We start from the raw sequence: 14,845 nt of genomic DNA on the forward strand, positions 1-14,845 counted from the left end.
GCATGCGAACGGCCGGCACGCGCGCGCGGGCCCCTCGCAGTCAGACTGATGAGTGAGGACGCCGTCAAGGCCGTACGGGGTTCCCCGAGGGTTCCGTTACCCAGCCGAAACGCCTTCTGCGGGGCCACTACGGGCAGTGCCCGTCCGGCTACCAGATCGTTATGCTCAAACTTCCCTCAGATGTAATGACGCTGGTCGCCACCGGTCACTACTGTCCTCCGAAACCGAGGAGGACGGAGCCATAAAGCGATGACCGAAGTTTCGGTGGCCAAGGACGCAGTGGCCGCGACCGAGGATCTGGTCGTCCTGAAGAGCGTCAACAAGCACTTCGGCGCGTTGCACGTGCTCCAGGACATCGATCTGACCATCGCCAGGGGCGAGGTCGTCGTGGTGATCGGGCCCTCCGGGTCCGGCAAGTCCACCCTGTGCCGCACCATCAACCGCCTGGAGTCCATCGACTCCGGCGACATCCTGATCGACGGCAAGCCGCTGCCCGCGGAGGGCAAGGCGCTCGCGCGACTGCGGGCCGATGTCGGCATGGTGTTCCAGTCGTTCAATCTCTTCGCGCACAAGACCGTGCTCGAGAACGTGATGCTCGGACAGATCAAGGTCCGCAAGGCCGACAAGAAGAAGGCCGAGGAGAAGGCCCGGAATCTGCTGGACCGGGTCGGTGTGGGCAGCCAGGCGGACAAGTACCCCGCTCAGCTCTCGGGCGGCCAGCAGCAGCGCGTCGCGATCGCGCGAGCGCTGGCGATGGACCCGAAGGTCATGCTCTTCGACGAGCCGACCTCCGCGCTCGACCCCGAGATGATCAACGAGGTCCTGGAGGTCATGCAGCAGCTCGCCCGCGACGGCATGACCATGGTCGTGGTCACCCACGAGATGGGCTTCGCCCGATCGGCTGCCAACCGGGTCGTATTCATGGCTGACGGCCGCATCGTCGAAGAGGCTGTGCCGGACCAGTTCTTCAGCAACCCCCGCAGCGACCGGGCCAAGGACTTCCTTTCGAAGATCCTGCACCACTGACGGCGCCTGTGCCGTATACCACCGACTCACCGCACAGGGCCGCCAAGGGCCCGCATCTCTTCACCAGCAAAGGATGTTCACCATGAAGCTTCGCAAGGTCTCCGCCGCAGCGGCCACCGCCCTCGTCCTCGCTCTTACGGCCACCGCTTGTGGTGGTGACGACAGCAAGGACAGCGGGTCCGACTCCGGCGACGGCAAGAAGATCACGATCGGCATCAAGTTCGACCAGCCGGGCATCGGCCAGAAGACCGCTGACGGCAAGTACACGGGCTTCGACGTCGACGTGGCGACGTACGTCGCCAAGGAACTCGGCTACGACGCGGATCAGATCGAGTGGAAGGAAGCGAAGAGCGCCGACCGCGAGACGATGCTGGAGCGTGGTGACGTCGACTTCATCGCCGCCTCGTACTCGATCAACGACGAGCGTGAGAAGAAGGTCGACTTCGCCGGTCCGTACCTCCTCGCCCACCAGGACATCCTGGTCCGCTCCGACGACAACTCGATCACGAAGCCGGAGGACCTGAACTCCAAGAACCTCTGTTCGGTGACCGGGTCGACCTCGGCGCAGAATGTCAAGGAAAAGATCGCCCCGAAGGCCAACCTGCAGCAGGCAGGCGGCTACTCGGAGTGCCTCACCGGCCTGGAGAGCAAGGCCATGGACGCGCTGACCACCGACGACTCCATCCTCGCCGGCTACGCCGCGCAGGAGCAGTTCAAGGGCAAGTTCAAGCTCGCCGGCTTCAAGCTGAGCAACGAGAACTACGGCATCGGCGTCAAGGAGGGCAGCGACCTCAAGGCCAAGATCAACACGGCCCTGGAGAAGATGGTCTCCGACAAGTCCTGGGACAAGGCCGTGCAGGCCAACTTCGGTCCGGCGAACTACAAGAACGAGCCCGCGCCGAAGATCGGCGACATCGTCAAGTGAGGCAGGGCGACAGGGTAGGCGCGCCGCTCTCCGTGGCGGCGCGCCGCGCCCTCCCCATATGCGGAAGCGCGGGAGATCGTGTTCGACTTTCTTGAAGGCTACGACCTGCTAGAGGCGTTCTGGACGACGGTGCAGCTCACCGTCTACTCGGCCATCGGCTCCCTGATCTGGGGCACTCTGTTGGCTGCCATGCGGGTCAGCCCTGTCCCCCTGATGCGCGGATTCGGCACCACCTATGTGAACGTGGTGCGGAACATCCCGCTGACGATCATCATCGTCTTCACCTCGCTGGGCCTCTTCCAGACGCTGGGTATCGACCTCGGCGCCGAGCGGTTCGAGACCATCAACTTCCGGCTCGCCGTACTCGGTCTGATCGCCTACACCGCGGCGTTCGTCTGCGAGGCACTGCGCTCCGGTATCAACACCGTGCCGGTCGGCCAGGCAGAGGCCGCCCGCGCCATCGGGCTGAACTTCAGCCAGGTGCTGAGCCTGGTGATTCTTCCTCAGGCGTTCCGCTCCGTCGTCGGGCCGCTGGCAAACGTACTGATCGCACTGACCAAGAACACCACGGTCGCCGCTGCGATCGGCGTGGCCGAGGCAGCGCTGCTGATGAAGGAGATGATCGAGAACGAAGCCCAGCTCATCCTCATCTCCGCCATTTTCGCGTTCGGGTTCTGCTGCCTCACCCTCCCGACCGGTCTGTTCCTCGGCTGGGTGAGCAAGAAGGTGGCGGTGAAACGATGAGTTCGGTCCTGTACGACGTCCCCGGCCCCCGGGCCAAGCGCCGGAACGTCATCCTCTCGGTGCTGTTCGTGGTCGCCTTCGCCGCCGCGCTCTGGTGGGTGTACGCCAAACTCGACGAGAAGAACCAGCTCGACTGGGCGAAGTGGTCGCCCTTCTTCACGGACTCCCGGTCGTGGACCACGTACATCCTGCCGGGCCTGGAGAACACGCTCATCGCGGCCGCCCTCGCCATGGTGATAGCCCTGCCGCTCGGTGCCGTCTTCGGCGTCTCGCGCCTCTCGGATCACTCGTGGGTGCGGTGGCCCTCCGGCGCCGTGGTGGAGTTCTTCCGCGCCATCCCGGTGCTGATCCTGATGGTCTTCGCCAACGCGGCGTACGCCGAGTTCACCGACATCAGCTCGGAGGACCGCCCTCTCTACGCGGTCGTCACCGGACTCGTGCTGTACAACGCCTCGGTGCTCGCGGAGATCGTGCGGGCCGGCATCCTGTCCCTTCCGAAGGGCCAGTCGGAAGCCGCGATGGCGATCGGTCTACGCAAGAACCAGACGATGCGGTTCGTCCTGCTGCCGCAGTCGGTCACGGCGATGCTGCCCGCGATCGTCAGCCAGCTGGTCGTCATCGTGAAGGACACTGCGCTTGGCGGCGCGCTGCTCAACTTCTCCGAGCTGCTGGCGGCGGTTCGCCCGATGAGCTCGTTCTACGGCGCGAACACCATCGCCAGCTTCACCGTCGTAGCCGTCGTCTTCATCGCCGTCAACTTCGCGCTCACCACCTTCGCGAGCTGGCTGGAGGGCAGGCTGCGCCGGAGGAAGAAGGGCACGGGCGTCGTTCTCGGAAAGGACGACTTGGAGGAACTCAACCCCGCCGGGATCGGTGGTACTCATGGAACCGGCGCCGGCGGCTCCATCTGACGGGCCTCACAGCAATCGAGTGAGATGAGCAACGGAGGCAATGGCATGAGGCCATTGCCTCCGTTGCTTTCTGCAGCATTGAATCCACAAAGGGGGCACCCGCCCAAACTCGACAATGGGCTATGCGCCGCCGTATCCGCGGCAGCCATCGGCGTCTGCGGCAAGGCAACGGTCGGGCCGACTGATGAGTTCCGACAAGGCCGACCTGCTTGTTACACCTAGGCAAGCGCGGCACGCTCATGCAAATCGCGGCCGGGCTCAGCGTCCCCAATGGCACAGTCATGTACCTACACCTGCGACCCCACAATGCACGCTGCTCGCGCGCTCGGCCCATTGCTAGCCGCCCCCGACTATGTCCTGCTCGATGGCACCTCGCGGAGTACGCCCGGAGCAGCGATAGCCGGATCCGTCACTCCCACGCACCGAAGTAACGGCGTCTCCGCTGACCTCAAGCTGGGAATCTGTTTCGGTGCCGACGGCGAAGATGCCATTGCGTGGCAGGGCAGATCGGCGACCGAAACCGCCTGACCCATTTTCCTCTTGCATTCTCTCCATGCTTGCTCCCCAGCCCGAAACCCCCTGGGTGGCGCGCGGAGCGCTGATCAGCACAACACAGGAGACAGAAGCTCAGATGTTCCTCAAAAATCTCACTAATCTCTTACGACAGGGTGATCGACGGTGCAACAATCATGTTACCGAGACCAAAACGAGGGGAACCAGTGAACAATAAGCTTAAGAGCTCCTTCGCTGCCAGCGTGATGACTCTTGGCCTGCTCGGAGCCACAGCCACCGATGCGCAGGCGGCAGCAAAGATAAAGGAAATGCGGATAGGCGGTGGCTGCTACGCGGAAGTGCAGATCTCCAACGACAACACAGCGGGCCGCATTCGGGCATCCTTCGCCGCTTGGTGCAAGAGGGGAAGCAGCCTGTCCATCACCCCGTCGCTTGCCATGTGGCGGGATGGCAGGCAACTCTTCCTGAAGGCCCCCTTCGGGGCCGAGACCATCGATTACAACCATGCCATATCCTGGCGGGAGTTCAAGGCCAACAAGCGCGGAAAGCAATGCTACCAGGCATTCTTCATGGTATTTATTCACGGGCCGGGTGACTACGTCACGAAAAGCATGAAGACTTCATGCATAAATGTCTGACATGAACGCCAAAACGGCCCACCGGAATACTCGGCGGGCCGTTTTTTCCTACAACTATCAAAGAATCTGGCTCGGTGGTGTCACCATGCGCGTTTGATTCCAGCATCGCCGAAACACACCCCAAAGCGGCATTGAGGATTTACAACCCACACCCTCGATGCCGGTTCGGGCCACTGAGCTTGAACTCGGTTGTCGCAGCTGCTGGCAGAGCTTGATCCTCGCAGTACACCTGTCGTCATGAGGGTATGCGCAAGGAGGGAGCCTTACAGATGAATGTCGGCAGTTCCGTAAGGTATGGAGACCCGTTTGGCGCCTTGGGCGGTGACCCCCACCACCTGGGTTCGGCCGCGCCGACCCCAGGTGCGGTCTTTGGGTGGCCTCAGGCCCTGGCCGGCTTCGTCCTCGGAGCAGAGCCAGGTATCCATCGGCGGTCTTCGCCTCGTCTCGCCCGGTGACCTTGTGGGAGAGGAACTGCACACTCCAGCCGATGCGGTGCAGCAGCACATACAGCCTGCCAAGGTGTACTCGACCCGAACCGGCCGCGCACGACCTCGACAATCCTCGCCAATGCGGAGTTGTTCCGCATCGAGCTGGCAGCGGACGCTGCCCGGGCCCCTGGAGGCCAGGCCTTGCCGGCCGCCCGCAGCTACTGAATTTCGCCGCGTGATGTCGCTGACGACAGCGTGCCTGAGCTGCAGCGATCGCCAGCACCAGCGCGACACCACGCGAAGATCATCAGTAACGCCAGCCGCCAACGGTTCGCCGACATCCGGGGAACTCTGAACCACCGGGCCACCTCCCGGTCCCTGCCCCCGGCCTAGATCAGATCCACGGCCGCCAGCCGGACTTGCTCACACCGAGCCCGTTCCTTGGCCGTCAGTCCACCGCCCATCGGGGTAGCCGTCCTCCAGGCATAGAGCAGCCCCCGACAGCCGTCACGACCTGACGTGACCCGCCCCGTTAAAGATCACTCCGTCACTTGACGCAAACCCCGGCAATGGGTTGCATACGTTCTGTGATCGTGCACCCTGCTCCAACTTCCTGTTCACCCGTGTCCGCCAGGACGTCACCTCGGGCAGGGGGCGCCGCGTCGTGGACCCGGTGATCATCGTCGGAGCGGGGCCCGTGGGGCTCACGCTCGCCCTGGCGTTGGCGCGTCAGGAGGTGCCCTCCGTGGTCCTGGACGAGGGGCCGGGGAAGGACGAGCAGCGGCTCGCGCGGACGGTCGTGCTGCACGAGGACACGGCGGCTCTGCTGGAACGGTTGTCCGGCGTCCCGCTCACCGAGGCCGGGTTCCGCTGGGCCGGATGGCGGTCTCTGCGGCGCAAGCAGGTGATGCGTCAGGTCCGGTTCGGGGAGGCCGACTTCGACGAGACGGACGTCCCGCCCCGGGAGGGTTCGAAGGGCGCCCGCGGCGGCCCGGAGGATGTCGTCGAGGGCTCCGCCGACCTCCCCCCGCTCCACATCGCCCAGCACGTCCTCACCACCGCCTTGCGCGACGCGATCGCCGGCGAGCGGCTCGTCAAGGTCGCCGTGGAGAGTCGGGTGGACGCCATCGAGCAGGAGGCGTCCGGCGTCACGGCGCACACACGCGGGCCCAAGAGCACGTGGTGGCGGGGGAGTTACCTCGTGGGGTGCGACGGGCCGCGCTCGACGGTGCGCAAGTTGCAGGACATCCGCTTTCCGGGGCGTACGGCAGTGGAGCGGCATGCCGTCGCGGCGCTGCGCGCGGAACTCCCCTGGCCAGGAGAAGCGTTGCTGCACCGGATGCCGCCGTGGCGGATGTCGGGCCCTTCCGGCGGTGAGGTGACCGCGCGTCCGCTCGACGAGGGTCTCTGGCGCCTGGACTGGCTGCTGCCGCCGGGCAAGGACCTGGTGACGCCCGAGCTTCTCGTGGCCCGTGTCCGGGAGACGCTCGCGGGCTGGAGGGGTGGCTCCACACCTCCGTACGACCTGCTGGACACCGGTGTGCACACCGTGCACCACCGGCTGGCGAGGCGGTGGCGGGTCGGGCGGGTCTTCCTCGCCGGGGACGCCGCCCATCTGCTCGGGGCGCTCGGCACCCAGGGCCTGGACGAGGGGCTGCGGGACGCCGACAACCTCGCCTGGAAGCTGGCGCTGGCCTGGCACCACGGCCCGCACGAGGCGCTGCTCAACAGCTACCAGGCGGAACGGCGCGCGGTTGTCGCCGCCCGGCTGCGCGCCGCCGACCAGGTGCTGCCGCTGCTGCGCGGCGGCAAGGGGCTGCGGTCGTACGTCCCCGGCTCGTCCCGCGGCCACGACGCGCTGCTCGCGGACGGCCACTTGGGGCGCGGACCACTGGGTGCGCCGGGGGCGTACACCGACTCGCCGCTCATGCCTCCACGCGCCGCCTCCGAGGCACCGGTCGACACTCTGCCGGGCGCCCAGGTCGCCGACGTACAAGTGACCGCTGAGGACGGCTCGTTCGTACGGCTACGGGACCGGCTCGGGCGCGGGGCGCTGTTGGTGGTGCTGATCGCACCGGGTACGGGGGTGTGGGAGCGCAAGCACTGGGTGAGCGCCGGGATCATGCCCCGGCTCGCGGCCGCCGTGTCCGCCCTGCCGCGCCCCGCCGAGTTGCTGGTCGCCGAGAGCTATCCGGGCGCGGCCGCCCACACCGTGCTCCTGCTCCGTCCCGACGGACACCTCGTCACCGCGCTGAGCGGGGTACGCCCGGCCGACCTGTACGCGGCGGCGGAGGCGACGCTGGGCGGGGCGGAGCAGCAGGCCGCGACCACCGGGGCGGGTGCGCGTTCACGCTGATGTTCCCCGGCTCTCCGGGCCGAGCGTCACTGTGTGTCCACATAGTGACGCTCGGTTGACCGGTCCGGGCGGTCATGGTGTACTCCGTTCCGTGACCGACACCTGTGTGCACCTGTGGCGGAGGGTCCATATGGACCTCGTCCGCTATGCGGGGTGCGTGTGTCGTCCGTCCTGCTGAATTCGCATTCTTCTCTTCCTCCGCGCGTGTGCTGCCCGTGAGCTGCCGCGCGCTTCACGCGAACGCACTTCAGGACGGTACCCATGTCTGTCTCTCCCGCCTCCGCGCCGCCGGTCTCCACCCCCACGCAGGCCGAACTGCTCGACTTCGCGCGCCGGACCGCCGCCGACGCCGAGCTGATCGCCTCGTTGCCGCTCGACCCCGAGGGCCGCACCTGGGTGCGGCTCGACGGCCCCGGCGGCAGCGAGGCATGGCTCATCGGCTGGCCGCCCGGCACCGGGACCGGCTGGCACGACCACGCCGACTCGGTCGGCGCCTTCGTGACCGCCGCGGGCCGACTCAAGGAGAACTCCCTCGCCGCCCGGCTGCCCACCGACGGCTGGAAGACCCTGGAACTCACCGAAGACGTCGACCGCGAGCGGCAGTTGCCCGCCGGCAAGGGCCGTTCCTTCGGACGCCACCATGTGCACGAGGTCCTCAACGAGTCCACCGCGGAACACGCCATTTCCGTCCACGCCTACTACCCGCCGCTGCCCCGCATCCGCCGCTACAGCCGTACGGGACAGGTGCTGCGCCTGGAGCAGGTCGAGCGGCCGGAGGACTGGCAGTGAGCGCGGAGTCCCTCCTTCAGTACCCCTCGTCCTCCAGCCCGTCCGTGTCCTCCCCCTCCTCCTCCAGTGCCTGTCGGACCACGCGAAGGGCCATGCCCTCGGGATAGCCCTTGCGGGCGAGCATGCCCGCGAGGCGGCGGAGGCGTTTGTCCCGGTCGAGGCCTCGGGTGGAGCGCAGCTTGCGGGCGACGAGTTCGCGTGCGGTGGCCTCCTCCTTCTCGGAGTCGAGCTGGGCGACGGCCTCGTCGATCAGCGCCGAGTCGACGCCCTTGGTGCGCAACTCCCGGGCGAGGGCTCGCCGGGCCAGGCCCCGCCCATGGTGACGGGACTCCACCCAGGCATCCGCGAACGCGCTGTCGTTGATGAGGCCGACCTCCTCGAACCGCGACAGCACCTCGTCCGCCACCTCGTCGGGGATCTCTCTTTTGTGCAGGGCGTCGGCAAGTTGCTTCCGAGTGCGTGGGGTCCCGGTGAGCAGGCGCAGGCAGATCGCGCGCGCCCGCTCAGCTGGGTCCCCTGAGGACTCCGCTCTCTCGGCCCTCGACGAGAGAGACGAGCCCTCGTTCTGAGTTCCCCCGTCCTCCGGGCGGTCGGCCGACTCCCCGCCGCCGCGCCGACGACCACCACGGCCGCGCCTGCCACGCTCGTCGCCGCCCGCACCTCGCCCGCCACCGCCGCCGCGCCGACGAGCACCGCCGGGCGAGCCCCCACCGGCGCGCGCACCATCGGTCGGTCGGCCGACGTCACCGCCGTACGACTCGCTGCCGTACGACTCGCCCTCGAACGGCTCGCTGCCGTACGACTCGCCCTCGAACGGTTCACCGCCGTGCAGGTCGGCGTCATGCGGTTCGCCGTCGTAGGGCTCGGGCGTGCCGTACGACGCCCCGTCGTCGTACGGTCCGAACCCGTCTGCGGCGGCTCCCCCGGTGCCCCGGCGCCCCTGGCTTTCAGGGGCACTGGGGTATGCGTACTCGCCCCAGTCCGTTCTGCGTGTCACGGACTAGCTCTTCGCCGTCGCGGCCTTGGTCTTGGGGGCCTTGGCGGCGGAGGCGGGCACCGCCTTCGCGGCGTCGTCGGCGGGTGCGGCCGAGACCCCGGCGTCTGTGCCCGGCTCGGCGGCGGGTTCCTCCGGCCGCACTCCGACGCCCAGCTTCTCCTTGATCTTCTTCTCGATCTCGTTGGCCAGGTCGGGGTTGTCCTTGAGGAAGTTGCGGGCGTTCTCCTTGCCCTGGCCGAGCTGGTCGCCCTCGTACGTGTACCAGGCGCCGGCCTTGCGGACGAAGCCGTGCTCCACGCCCATGTCGATCAGGCCGCCCTCGCGGCTGATGCCCTGGCCATAGAGGATGTCGAACTCGGCCTGCTTGAAGGGCGGCGCGACCTTGTTCTTGACGACCTTGCAGCGGGTGCGGTTACCGACCGCCTCCGTGCCGTCCTTCAGCGTCTCGATGCGGCGGATGTCGATACGCACCGAGGCGTAGAACTTCAGCGCGCGGCCACCGGTCGTGGTCTCCGGCGACCCGAACATGACTCCGATTTTCTCGCGGAGCTGGTTGATGAAGATGGCGGTGGTCTTGGACTGGTTGAGCGCGCTGGTGATCTTCCGCAGGGCCTGGCTCATCAGTCGGGCCTGCAGACCCACGTGGCTGTCGCCCATCTCGCCCTCGATCTCCGCGCGAGGGACGAGCGCGGCGACGGAGTCGATGACGATGAGGTCGAGGGCGCCGGAGCGGACCAGCATGTCCACGATCTCCAGGGCCTGCTCGCCGTTGTCCGGCTGGGAGAGGATCAGGTTGTCGATGTCGACGCCGAGCTTCTTGGCGTACTCGGGGTCGAGGGCGTGCTCCGCGTCCACGAACGCGACCTGGCCGCCGGCCTTCTGCGCGTTGGCCACGGCGTGCAGGGTCAGGGTCGTCTTACCGGAGGACTCGGGGCCGTAGATCTCCACCACTCGGCCGCGCGGCAGGCCGCCGACACCGAGCGCCACGTCGAGCGCGGTCGACCCGGTCGGGATGACCTCGATGGGCTCCTTCGACCGCTCGCCCATGCGCATGACAGCGCCCTTGCCGAATTGTCGTTCAATCTGTGCGAGCGCGGCGTCGAGCGCCTTCTCGCGGTCGGTTCCTGCCATGGGTTCCACCCGGTTTGCTTGAGTCGATCGCTTCACGTGAAAGACGCTAACGCCTGCCACTGACAATGGGCCCCGACGCCCGCCCTGCCTGTGGATAACTCGGGCACTTCTCCACGAAAACCCTCTCGAATCGCCCGCCTCAGGCCTCGCCGGACCTCCATAAGAACGGATGTTCGATTTTAGTGTCAAGCGCACCACGTGACCGCCAGGAAAGTCCCGGGAGCACTGTCTACGCGTGCCGGATGACGTCGTAGATCGTCTGGCCGTCGCCACCGTTTGCTCAGCTTTCGGTGGTGCAGGGCTACGGCGACAGCCGCCTTACGAGGCGCCCCGGCGCCCGGCACTGTCGTCGGGCTCTACGCCGTCCTCGGCCCCTGTGTCCCGTCGCCCGGTGTCGCCGTCGCCGTCCTGCTGTGCGTCGGGGGAGTCGTCCGCCGGCTGCTTCGGGCCCCACTTGTCGCCCAGCCGCTTGCGCACGCGTGTGAGGACGTCTCCGTCGGCCCGGCCTTCCTCACCCGGCCCGTGCGACCGGCTCCGCAGGCGCGCGAGGATGTTGATCGAGCCACGCCTGCGGTGTCCGTGCACCCGGGGGTCGTCCGTGACGTCGTACCGCTTCACATAGGCCCCGAGGAACGCCTGGAGGGTGGCGATGGCGGGGATGGCTATGAGCGCGCCGACGGCACCGAGGAGCGCGGTGCCCGCGACGACCGATCCGAAGGCGACCGCCGGGTGGATGTCCACGGTCTTCGCGGTCAGTTTGGGCTGCAGCACATAGTTCTCGAACTGCTGGTAGATGACGACGAAGCCGAGCACCCACAGCGCGTACCAGGGGTCGACCGTGAAGGCGATCAGCATCGGCAGGGCGCCCGCGAGGTAGGTGCCGATGGTGGGGATGAACTGCGATACCAGACCGACCCAGACGGCGAGCGCGGGCGCGTAGGGCACGTTGAGGTACTGCAGCAGGATGTAGTGCGCCATGCCGGAGATCAGCGCCATCAGACCGCGTGAGTACAGATAACCACCGGTCTTGTCGACGGCGATCTCCCACGCGCGCAGCACCTCCGCCTGTTTGGCGGGCGGCAGTACGGAGCACAGCGCGCGTCTCAGTCGCGGGCCGTCGGCGGCGAAGTAGAACGAGAACAGCGCGATCGTCAGCAGTTGGAAGAGACCGCCCAGCACCTGTGTGGAGATGTCCAGCACCCCGGTTGCGCTGTTCTGCACGTATCTCTGCAGGAAGTCGGAGCGGAGCAGCCCCTCCTGGATGTCGACGCGCTTCAGCTCGGTGTGGAAGGTGATGTTGATCCAGCTGATGACGGAGTCGAGGTACGCCGGGAAGCCCTCGACCATCTTGATGATCTGTCCGGCGAGTATCGAGCCGAGCAGCGTGACGAAGCCGGCGGCCGTGATCAGGGTGATCAGGAAGACGAGGAAGGTGGCGAAGCCCCTGCGCAGGCCCTTGGAGGCCATCCAGCTCACCGCGGGCTCGATCGCGAGCGCCAGGAAGAACGCGATGAGGATGTTGATCAGCAGCCCGATGAGCTGGTGGAACGCCCAGCTGCCCAACTGGAAGACGGCGACGAGCGAGAGCGCCAGCACCATGGCGCGCGGCAGCCAGCGCGGCATACGTGCGCTCGGCGCGGCACCGGGACCGGCCGAGGACCGGGTGGGCGGCGTCGTACCGAACGGGGATGCCTCGTGCTCGACCTGCGAGGTCTCGTCTGTGGGGGCCACGCACCAAGTCTGGCCCACTCCACCGACAATCAGACCCCGCCCCCGGATCTTCTCGCCCGGTGACCGGCGACAGGCTCCGAAATCTTCTCGCCCGGTGACCGGCGACAGGCTCCAAAGCCCGCGGCCTTTCAGCGGTTTTCAGCCGGAACGCCCATGGTCGTGCACACCACGCGCCACACGTCCTTGGCCTCCCAGCCGGCGTCCAGCGCCTCGTGCACCGTGCGCCCGCCGAGTTCGGACATCACATGATCGCGCGCAAAGGTTTCGGCGTATCCCTCACCGAAGTGATCCGCCATCCGCTGCCAGAAGACCGTCAACCGCATGACTCCAGTATCCCGCCCCAGGGGGTGGGCCTGGCCGGGACGGCCTGCCGAGACCGCTTTCCGTCCTACGGTCTGACCCATGGCCGAAACTGGAGCATCCCCACTCCCCCCGACGCCCCCGGCGCACACCCCGCTGGGCCGCGCCGAGCAGTTCGTCTGGCTGACCGCACGTGTACTGGAGCAGCGCCGCTTCGTGTACCACTTCCTCGACGGGACCGATGGGACCGATGGGACCGATGGGACCGACGGGACCGACGGGAGCGCCGATGCGGTGGAGACCGCGCTGGCCGCCTATCGGAACGCCGACGAGGGGTACGGCCACGCGCTCGAGCCCGATCTGCGCGGGCCCGTGAGCCAGCCGCTGCACACCGGACACGCGCTGCGGGTCCTGGACTCGATCGGGCGTTGCGGCGGGCAGCGGGTGGAGCGTGTGTGCCGCTATCTGACCACGGTGTCGACTCCGGACGGCGCTCTTCCCGCGGTGCATCCCAGTCAGCGGGGTTATCCGGCGGCCCCTTCCGTGCCGATCGTCGACGACCCGCCCAGTGATCTGCTGGCCACCGGGCCCGTGGTGGGTCTGCTCCACCGCAACCAGGTGTGGCACGCGTGGCTGTTCCGGGCCACCGACTTCTGCTGGCAGACGATCGAGTCCATGGAGAAGTCGCACCCCTACGAGGTCCAGGCCGCCGTGACGTTCCTGGACTCCGTGCCCGATCGCCCGCGCGCGCAGGCCGCCGCCGACCGGCTGGGCCGCCTGGTGCGTGAACACCGGCTCGCCGCGCTGGACCCGGAGCGGCTGGAGGAGTACCCGGTCCCGGCCGGTTACGCCCCGGGCGAGCACCACTTCCCGCACGACTTCGCGCGTACCCCGGAGTCGCTCTCGCGCGCATGGTTCACCGACGAAGAGATGTCGCGCTCACTCGACTTCCTGGAGAGCGACCAGCAGGAGGACGGCGGCTGGCCGATCCGCTGGCGCCAGTGGGCGCCGGGGACCGCCCTGGAGAGCCGTCCGATCGTGACGATCGAGGCGCTGCGTACGTTGCGGGCGTACGGTCGGTCGATCGGCTGAGGAGAGCCCGGGCGGGGCCGGGTGGGGCTGCGCAAGGCGGGCACGCGTGCGTGCGGTACGAACGCGGGTACACGCGCGCGTGCCGGCGGCGTCAGCCCGTCATCGCCCGCACCCCCGCCGTGACGACCACCGCCGCGGCCACGACGAGCAGGAAAGGGGCGCGCAGGAGCAGGGCTACGGCGGCTGCGGCGAGCCCTGCGGCCCTCGCGTCCAGTACGAGGAGGCGGCCGTCGGCGAAGGTCTGCTGCGCCGTGAGGGCGGCGAGGAGGGCCACGGGGAGCAAGGCGGCGAGGCGCTGCACGAGCGGCCGTTCCAGTACGCCCTCGGGGACCAGCAGGCCGATGAGCTTGACGGCGTAGCAGCCGATGGCGGTCACAGCGATCGCGATCCAGACATTCATCCGGCCGCCTCCTGTTCGCGGTCCTGTCGGTCGTCCTGTCGGTCGTCCTGTCGGTCGTCCTGTCGGTCGTTCCGTCGGCCGCTCTGCCGGTCGTTCCGTCGCTCGTCGGTCTTCCGGCGGCCTTCCGCCCAGAGGACGACCGGGGCGGCCGCCGCGGCCACCAGGACCGGAACCCCGGCGGGCAGCACGGGCAGCAGAGCAAGCCCGAGGACGACGGCGACGCCCGCCACGGCCCGTTCCCTGGTCGTTTGCAGCATCGGCGCGAGGAGCGCCAGGAAGACGGCGGGCCCGGCCGCGTCGAGCCCCCAGGCGTCGATGTCACCGATGGCCTCGGCGCCGAGCGCGCCGAGGAGCGTGGTGAGGTTCCACAGCACGTAGAGGGTGAGCCCGGTGACGGTGAAACCGATACGGGCGGCACGGCGGGTGGGCTGGGCGAGGGCGACGACCGTGGTCTCGTCGATGACCCACTGCGCGGCGAACGGCCGTACCGCGCGCGGGAGGGCCAGCACCTGCGAAAGCCGCAGCCCGTAGAACGCGTTGCGCACGCCGAGGAAGAAGGCCCCGGCGGCCGCCGTGAACGGGTTGCCGCCGGCCGCGAGCGCGCCCACCAGGGCGAACTGGGAAGCTCCGGTGAACACCAGGAGGCTCAGCACGCAGGTCTGGGACAGGCTGAGCCCGCTGCCGGCCGAGGTCACCCCGAAGGCGAACCCGGACAGTCCTACGGCGACCCCGACTCCCAGGGCGTCCCGGACGACGGCTCGGTCGGGCTTGGCTCCGTCCGCGTGGTGCATGTCTGCGAGAGCTGTCTGTTCTGCCACGCCTCGGACGGTAGGAACAGCCGCCCTTGTGGGTCTTGTACGTTCC

The 14,845-nt window shown here is 68.0% G+C and carries 15 protein-coding genes and 1 pseudogene; 9 read left to right on the plus strand and 7 right to left on the minus strand.

The window, feature by feature from the left end:
* Positions 1-249: 249 nt before the first annotated feature.
* The 5 genes from CES90_RS39835 to CES90_RS39855 all read left to right on the plus strand — a co-directional run bounded on the left by CES90_RS39835 (position 250) and on the right by CES90_RS39855 (position 4,757).
* On the plus strand, positions 250-1,026 hold the full coding sequence (locus CES90_RS39835) for an amino acid ABC transporter ATP-binding protein (protein ID WP_189787856.1): 777 nt from the start codon (positions 250-252) through the stop codon (positions 1,024-1,026).
* A gap of 82 nt (positions 1,027-1,108) precedes the next feature.
* Positions 1,109-1,951: a glutamate ABC transporter substrate-binding protein gene (locus CES90_RS39840; protein ID WP_189787857.1), complete on the plus strand. Its 843-nt coding sequence runs from the start codon at positions 1,109-1,111 to the stop codon at positions 1,949-1,951.
* A 78-nt stretch (positions 1,952-2,029) separates the two neighbouring features.
* Positions 2,030-2,695 carry an amino acid ABC transporter permease gene (locus tag CES90_RS39845; RefSeq protein WP_189787858.1) on the plus strand — a complete coding sequence of 222 codons (666 nt, stop codon included), beginning with the start codon at positions 2,030-2,032 and terminating at the stop codon, positions 2,693-2,695.
* Positions 2,692-3,606: an amino acid ABC transporter permease gene (locus tag CES90_RS39850; protein ID WP_189787859.1), complete on the plus strand. Its 915-nt coding sequence runs from the start codon at positions 2,692-2,694 to the stop codon at positions 3,604-3,606. The genes CES90_RS39845 and CES90_RS39850 overlap by 4 nt, the downstream gene beginning before the upstream one ends.
* Before the next feature lie 719 nt (positions 3,607-4,325).
* Complete coding sequence (locus CES90_RS39855; protein ID WP_189787860.1) at positions 4,326-4,757, plus strand: hypothetical protein; 432 nt, start codon at positions 4,326-4,328, stop codon at positions 4,755-4,757.
* 293 nt (positions 4,758-5,050) lie between these two features.
* Here CES90_RS39855 and CES90_RS52510 read toward each other — a convergent pair.
* Positions 5,051-5,649: pseudogene (locus tag CES90_RS52510) on the minus strand (hypothetical protein); the annotation flags it as partial.
* Positions 5,650-5,849: 200 nt separating this feature from the next.
* Here CES90_RS52510 and CES90_RS39860 point away from each other — a divergent pair.
* From CES90_RS39860 to CES90_RS39865, 3 genes are all read left to right on the plus strand, one after another.
* Complete coding sequence (locus CES90_RS39860; RefSeq protein WP_189787861.1) at positions 5,850-7,541, plus strand: FAD-dependent monooxygenase; 1,692 nt, start codon at positions 5,850-5,852, stop codon at positions 7,539-7,541.
* Positions 7,542-7,647: 106 nt separating this feature from the next.
* Positions 7,648-7,719 (plus strand): putative leader peptide, encoded by a 72-nt coding sequence (locus tag CES90_RS51725; protein ID WP_311710492.1) that lies wholly within the window; start codon positions 7,648-7,650, stop codon positions 7,717-7,719.
* 83 nt (positions 7,720-7,802) lie between these two features.
* The gene (locus CES90_RS39865) at positions 7,803-8,330 is read left to right on the plus strand and encodes a cupin domain-containing protein (protein WP_189787862.1); all 528 of its coding nucleotides are present in this window, start codon (positions 7,803-7,805) and stop codon (positions 8,328-8,330) included.
* Positions 8,331-8,346: 16 nt separating this feature from the next.
* Here the strand turns inward: CES90_RS39865 and recX are convergent, their stop codons facing one another.
* From recX to CES90_RS39885, 4 genes are all read right to left on the minus strand, one after another.
* Positions 8,347-9,327 carry a recombination regulator RecX gene (gene recX, locus CES90_RS39870; RefSeq protein WP_189787863.1) on the minus strand — a complete coding sequence of 327 codons (981 nt, stop codon included), beginning with the start codon at positions 9,325-9,327 and terminating at the stop codon, positions 8,347-8,349.
* A gap of 3 nt (positions 9,328-9,330) precedes the next feature.
* Complete coding sequence (recA, locus tag CES90_RS39875) at positions 9,331-10,458, minus strand: recombinase RecA (RefSeq protein ID WP_189787864.1); 1,128 nt, start codon at positions 10,456-10,458, stop codon at positions 9,331-9,333.
* A gap of 318 nt (positions 10,459-10,776) precedes the next feature.
* Positions 10,777-12,189, minus strand: coding sequence for an AI-2E family transporter (locus CES90_RS39880; protein WP_189787865.1), 1,413 nt, complete (start codon positions 12,187-12,189; stop codon positions 10,777-10,779).
* 128 nt (positions 12,190-12,317) lie between these two features.
* The gene (locus CES90_RS39885) at positions 12,318-12,512 is read right to left on the minus strand and encodes a DUF3046 domain-containing protein (protein WP_189787866.1); all 195 of its coding nucleotides are present in this window, start codon (positions 12,510-12,512) and stop codon (positions 12,318-12,320) included.
* 79 nt (positions 12,513-12,591) lie between these two features.
* Here CES90_RS39885 and CES90_RS39890 point away from each other — a divergent pair, with 79 nt between their 5' ends.
* Complete coding sequence (locus CES90_RS39890) at positions 12,592-13,581, plus strand: hypothetical protein (RefSeq protein WP_189787867.1); 990 nt, start codon at positions 12,592-12,594, stop codon at positions 13,579-13,581.
* Positions 13,582-13,672: 91 nt separating this feature from the next.
* Here the strand turns inward: CES90_RS39890 and CES90_RS39895 are convergent, their stop codons facing one another.
* Positions 13,673-13,981: an AzlD domain-containing protein gene (locus CES90_RS39895; RefSeq protein WP_189787868.1), complete on the minus strand. Its 309-nt coding sequence runs from the start codon at positions 13,979-13,981 to the stop codon at positions 13,673-13,675.
* On the minus strand, positions 13,978-14,799 hold the full coding sequence (locus CES90_RS39900; protein WP_189787869.1) for an AzlC family ABC transporter permease: 822 nt from the start codon (positions 14,797-14,799) through the stop codon (positions 13,978-13,980). The genes CES90_RS39895 and CES90_RS39900 overlap by 4 nt, the downstream gene beginning before the upstream one ends.
* Between the last annotated feature and the right edge of the window lie 46 nt (positions 14,800-14,845).

The organism is Streptomyces capitiformicae (genome assembly GCF_002214185.1).
GTDB lineage: Bacteria > Actinomycetota > Actinomycetes > Streptomycetales > Streptomycetaceae > Streptomyces > Streptomyces capitiformicae.

Excerpts from the sequence above, each read along its gene's own strand:
- CES90_RS39890 (WP_189787867.1), top strand. The coding sequence starts at position 12,592 with ATGGCCGAAACTGGAGCATCCCCACTCCCCCCGACGCCCCCGGCGCAC.
- CES90_RS39835 (WP_189787856.1), top strand. The coding sequence starts at position 250 with ATGACCGAAGTTTCGGTGGCCAAGGACGCAGTGGCCGCGACCGAGGAT.
- CES90_RS39865 (WP_189787862.1), top strand. The coding sequence starts at position 7,803 with ATGTCTGTCTCTCCCGCCTCCGCGCCGCCGGTCTCCACCCCCACGCAG.
- CES90_RS39850 (WP_189787859.1), top strand. The coding sequence starts at position 2,692 with ATGAGTTCGGTCCTGTACGACGTCCCCGGCCCCCGGGCCAAGCGCCGG.
- CES90_RS39895 (WP_189787868.1), bottom strand. The coding sequence starts at position 13,981 with ATGAATGTCTGGATCGCGATCGCTGTGACCGCCATCGGCTGCTACGCC.
- CES90_RS39885 (WP_189787866.1), bottom strand. The coding sequence starts at position 12,512 with ATGCGGTTGACGGTCTTCTGGCAGCGGATGGCGGATCACTTCGGTGAG.
- CES90_RS39840 (WP_189787857.1), top strand. The coding sequence starts at position 1,109 with ATGAAGCTTCGCAAGGTCTCCGCCGCAGCGGCCACCGCCCTCGTCCTC.
- recA (WP_189787864.1), bottom strand. The coding sequence starts at position 10,458 with ATGGCAGGAACCGACCGCGAGAAGGCGCTCGACGCCGCGCTCGCACAG.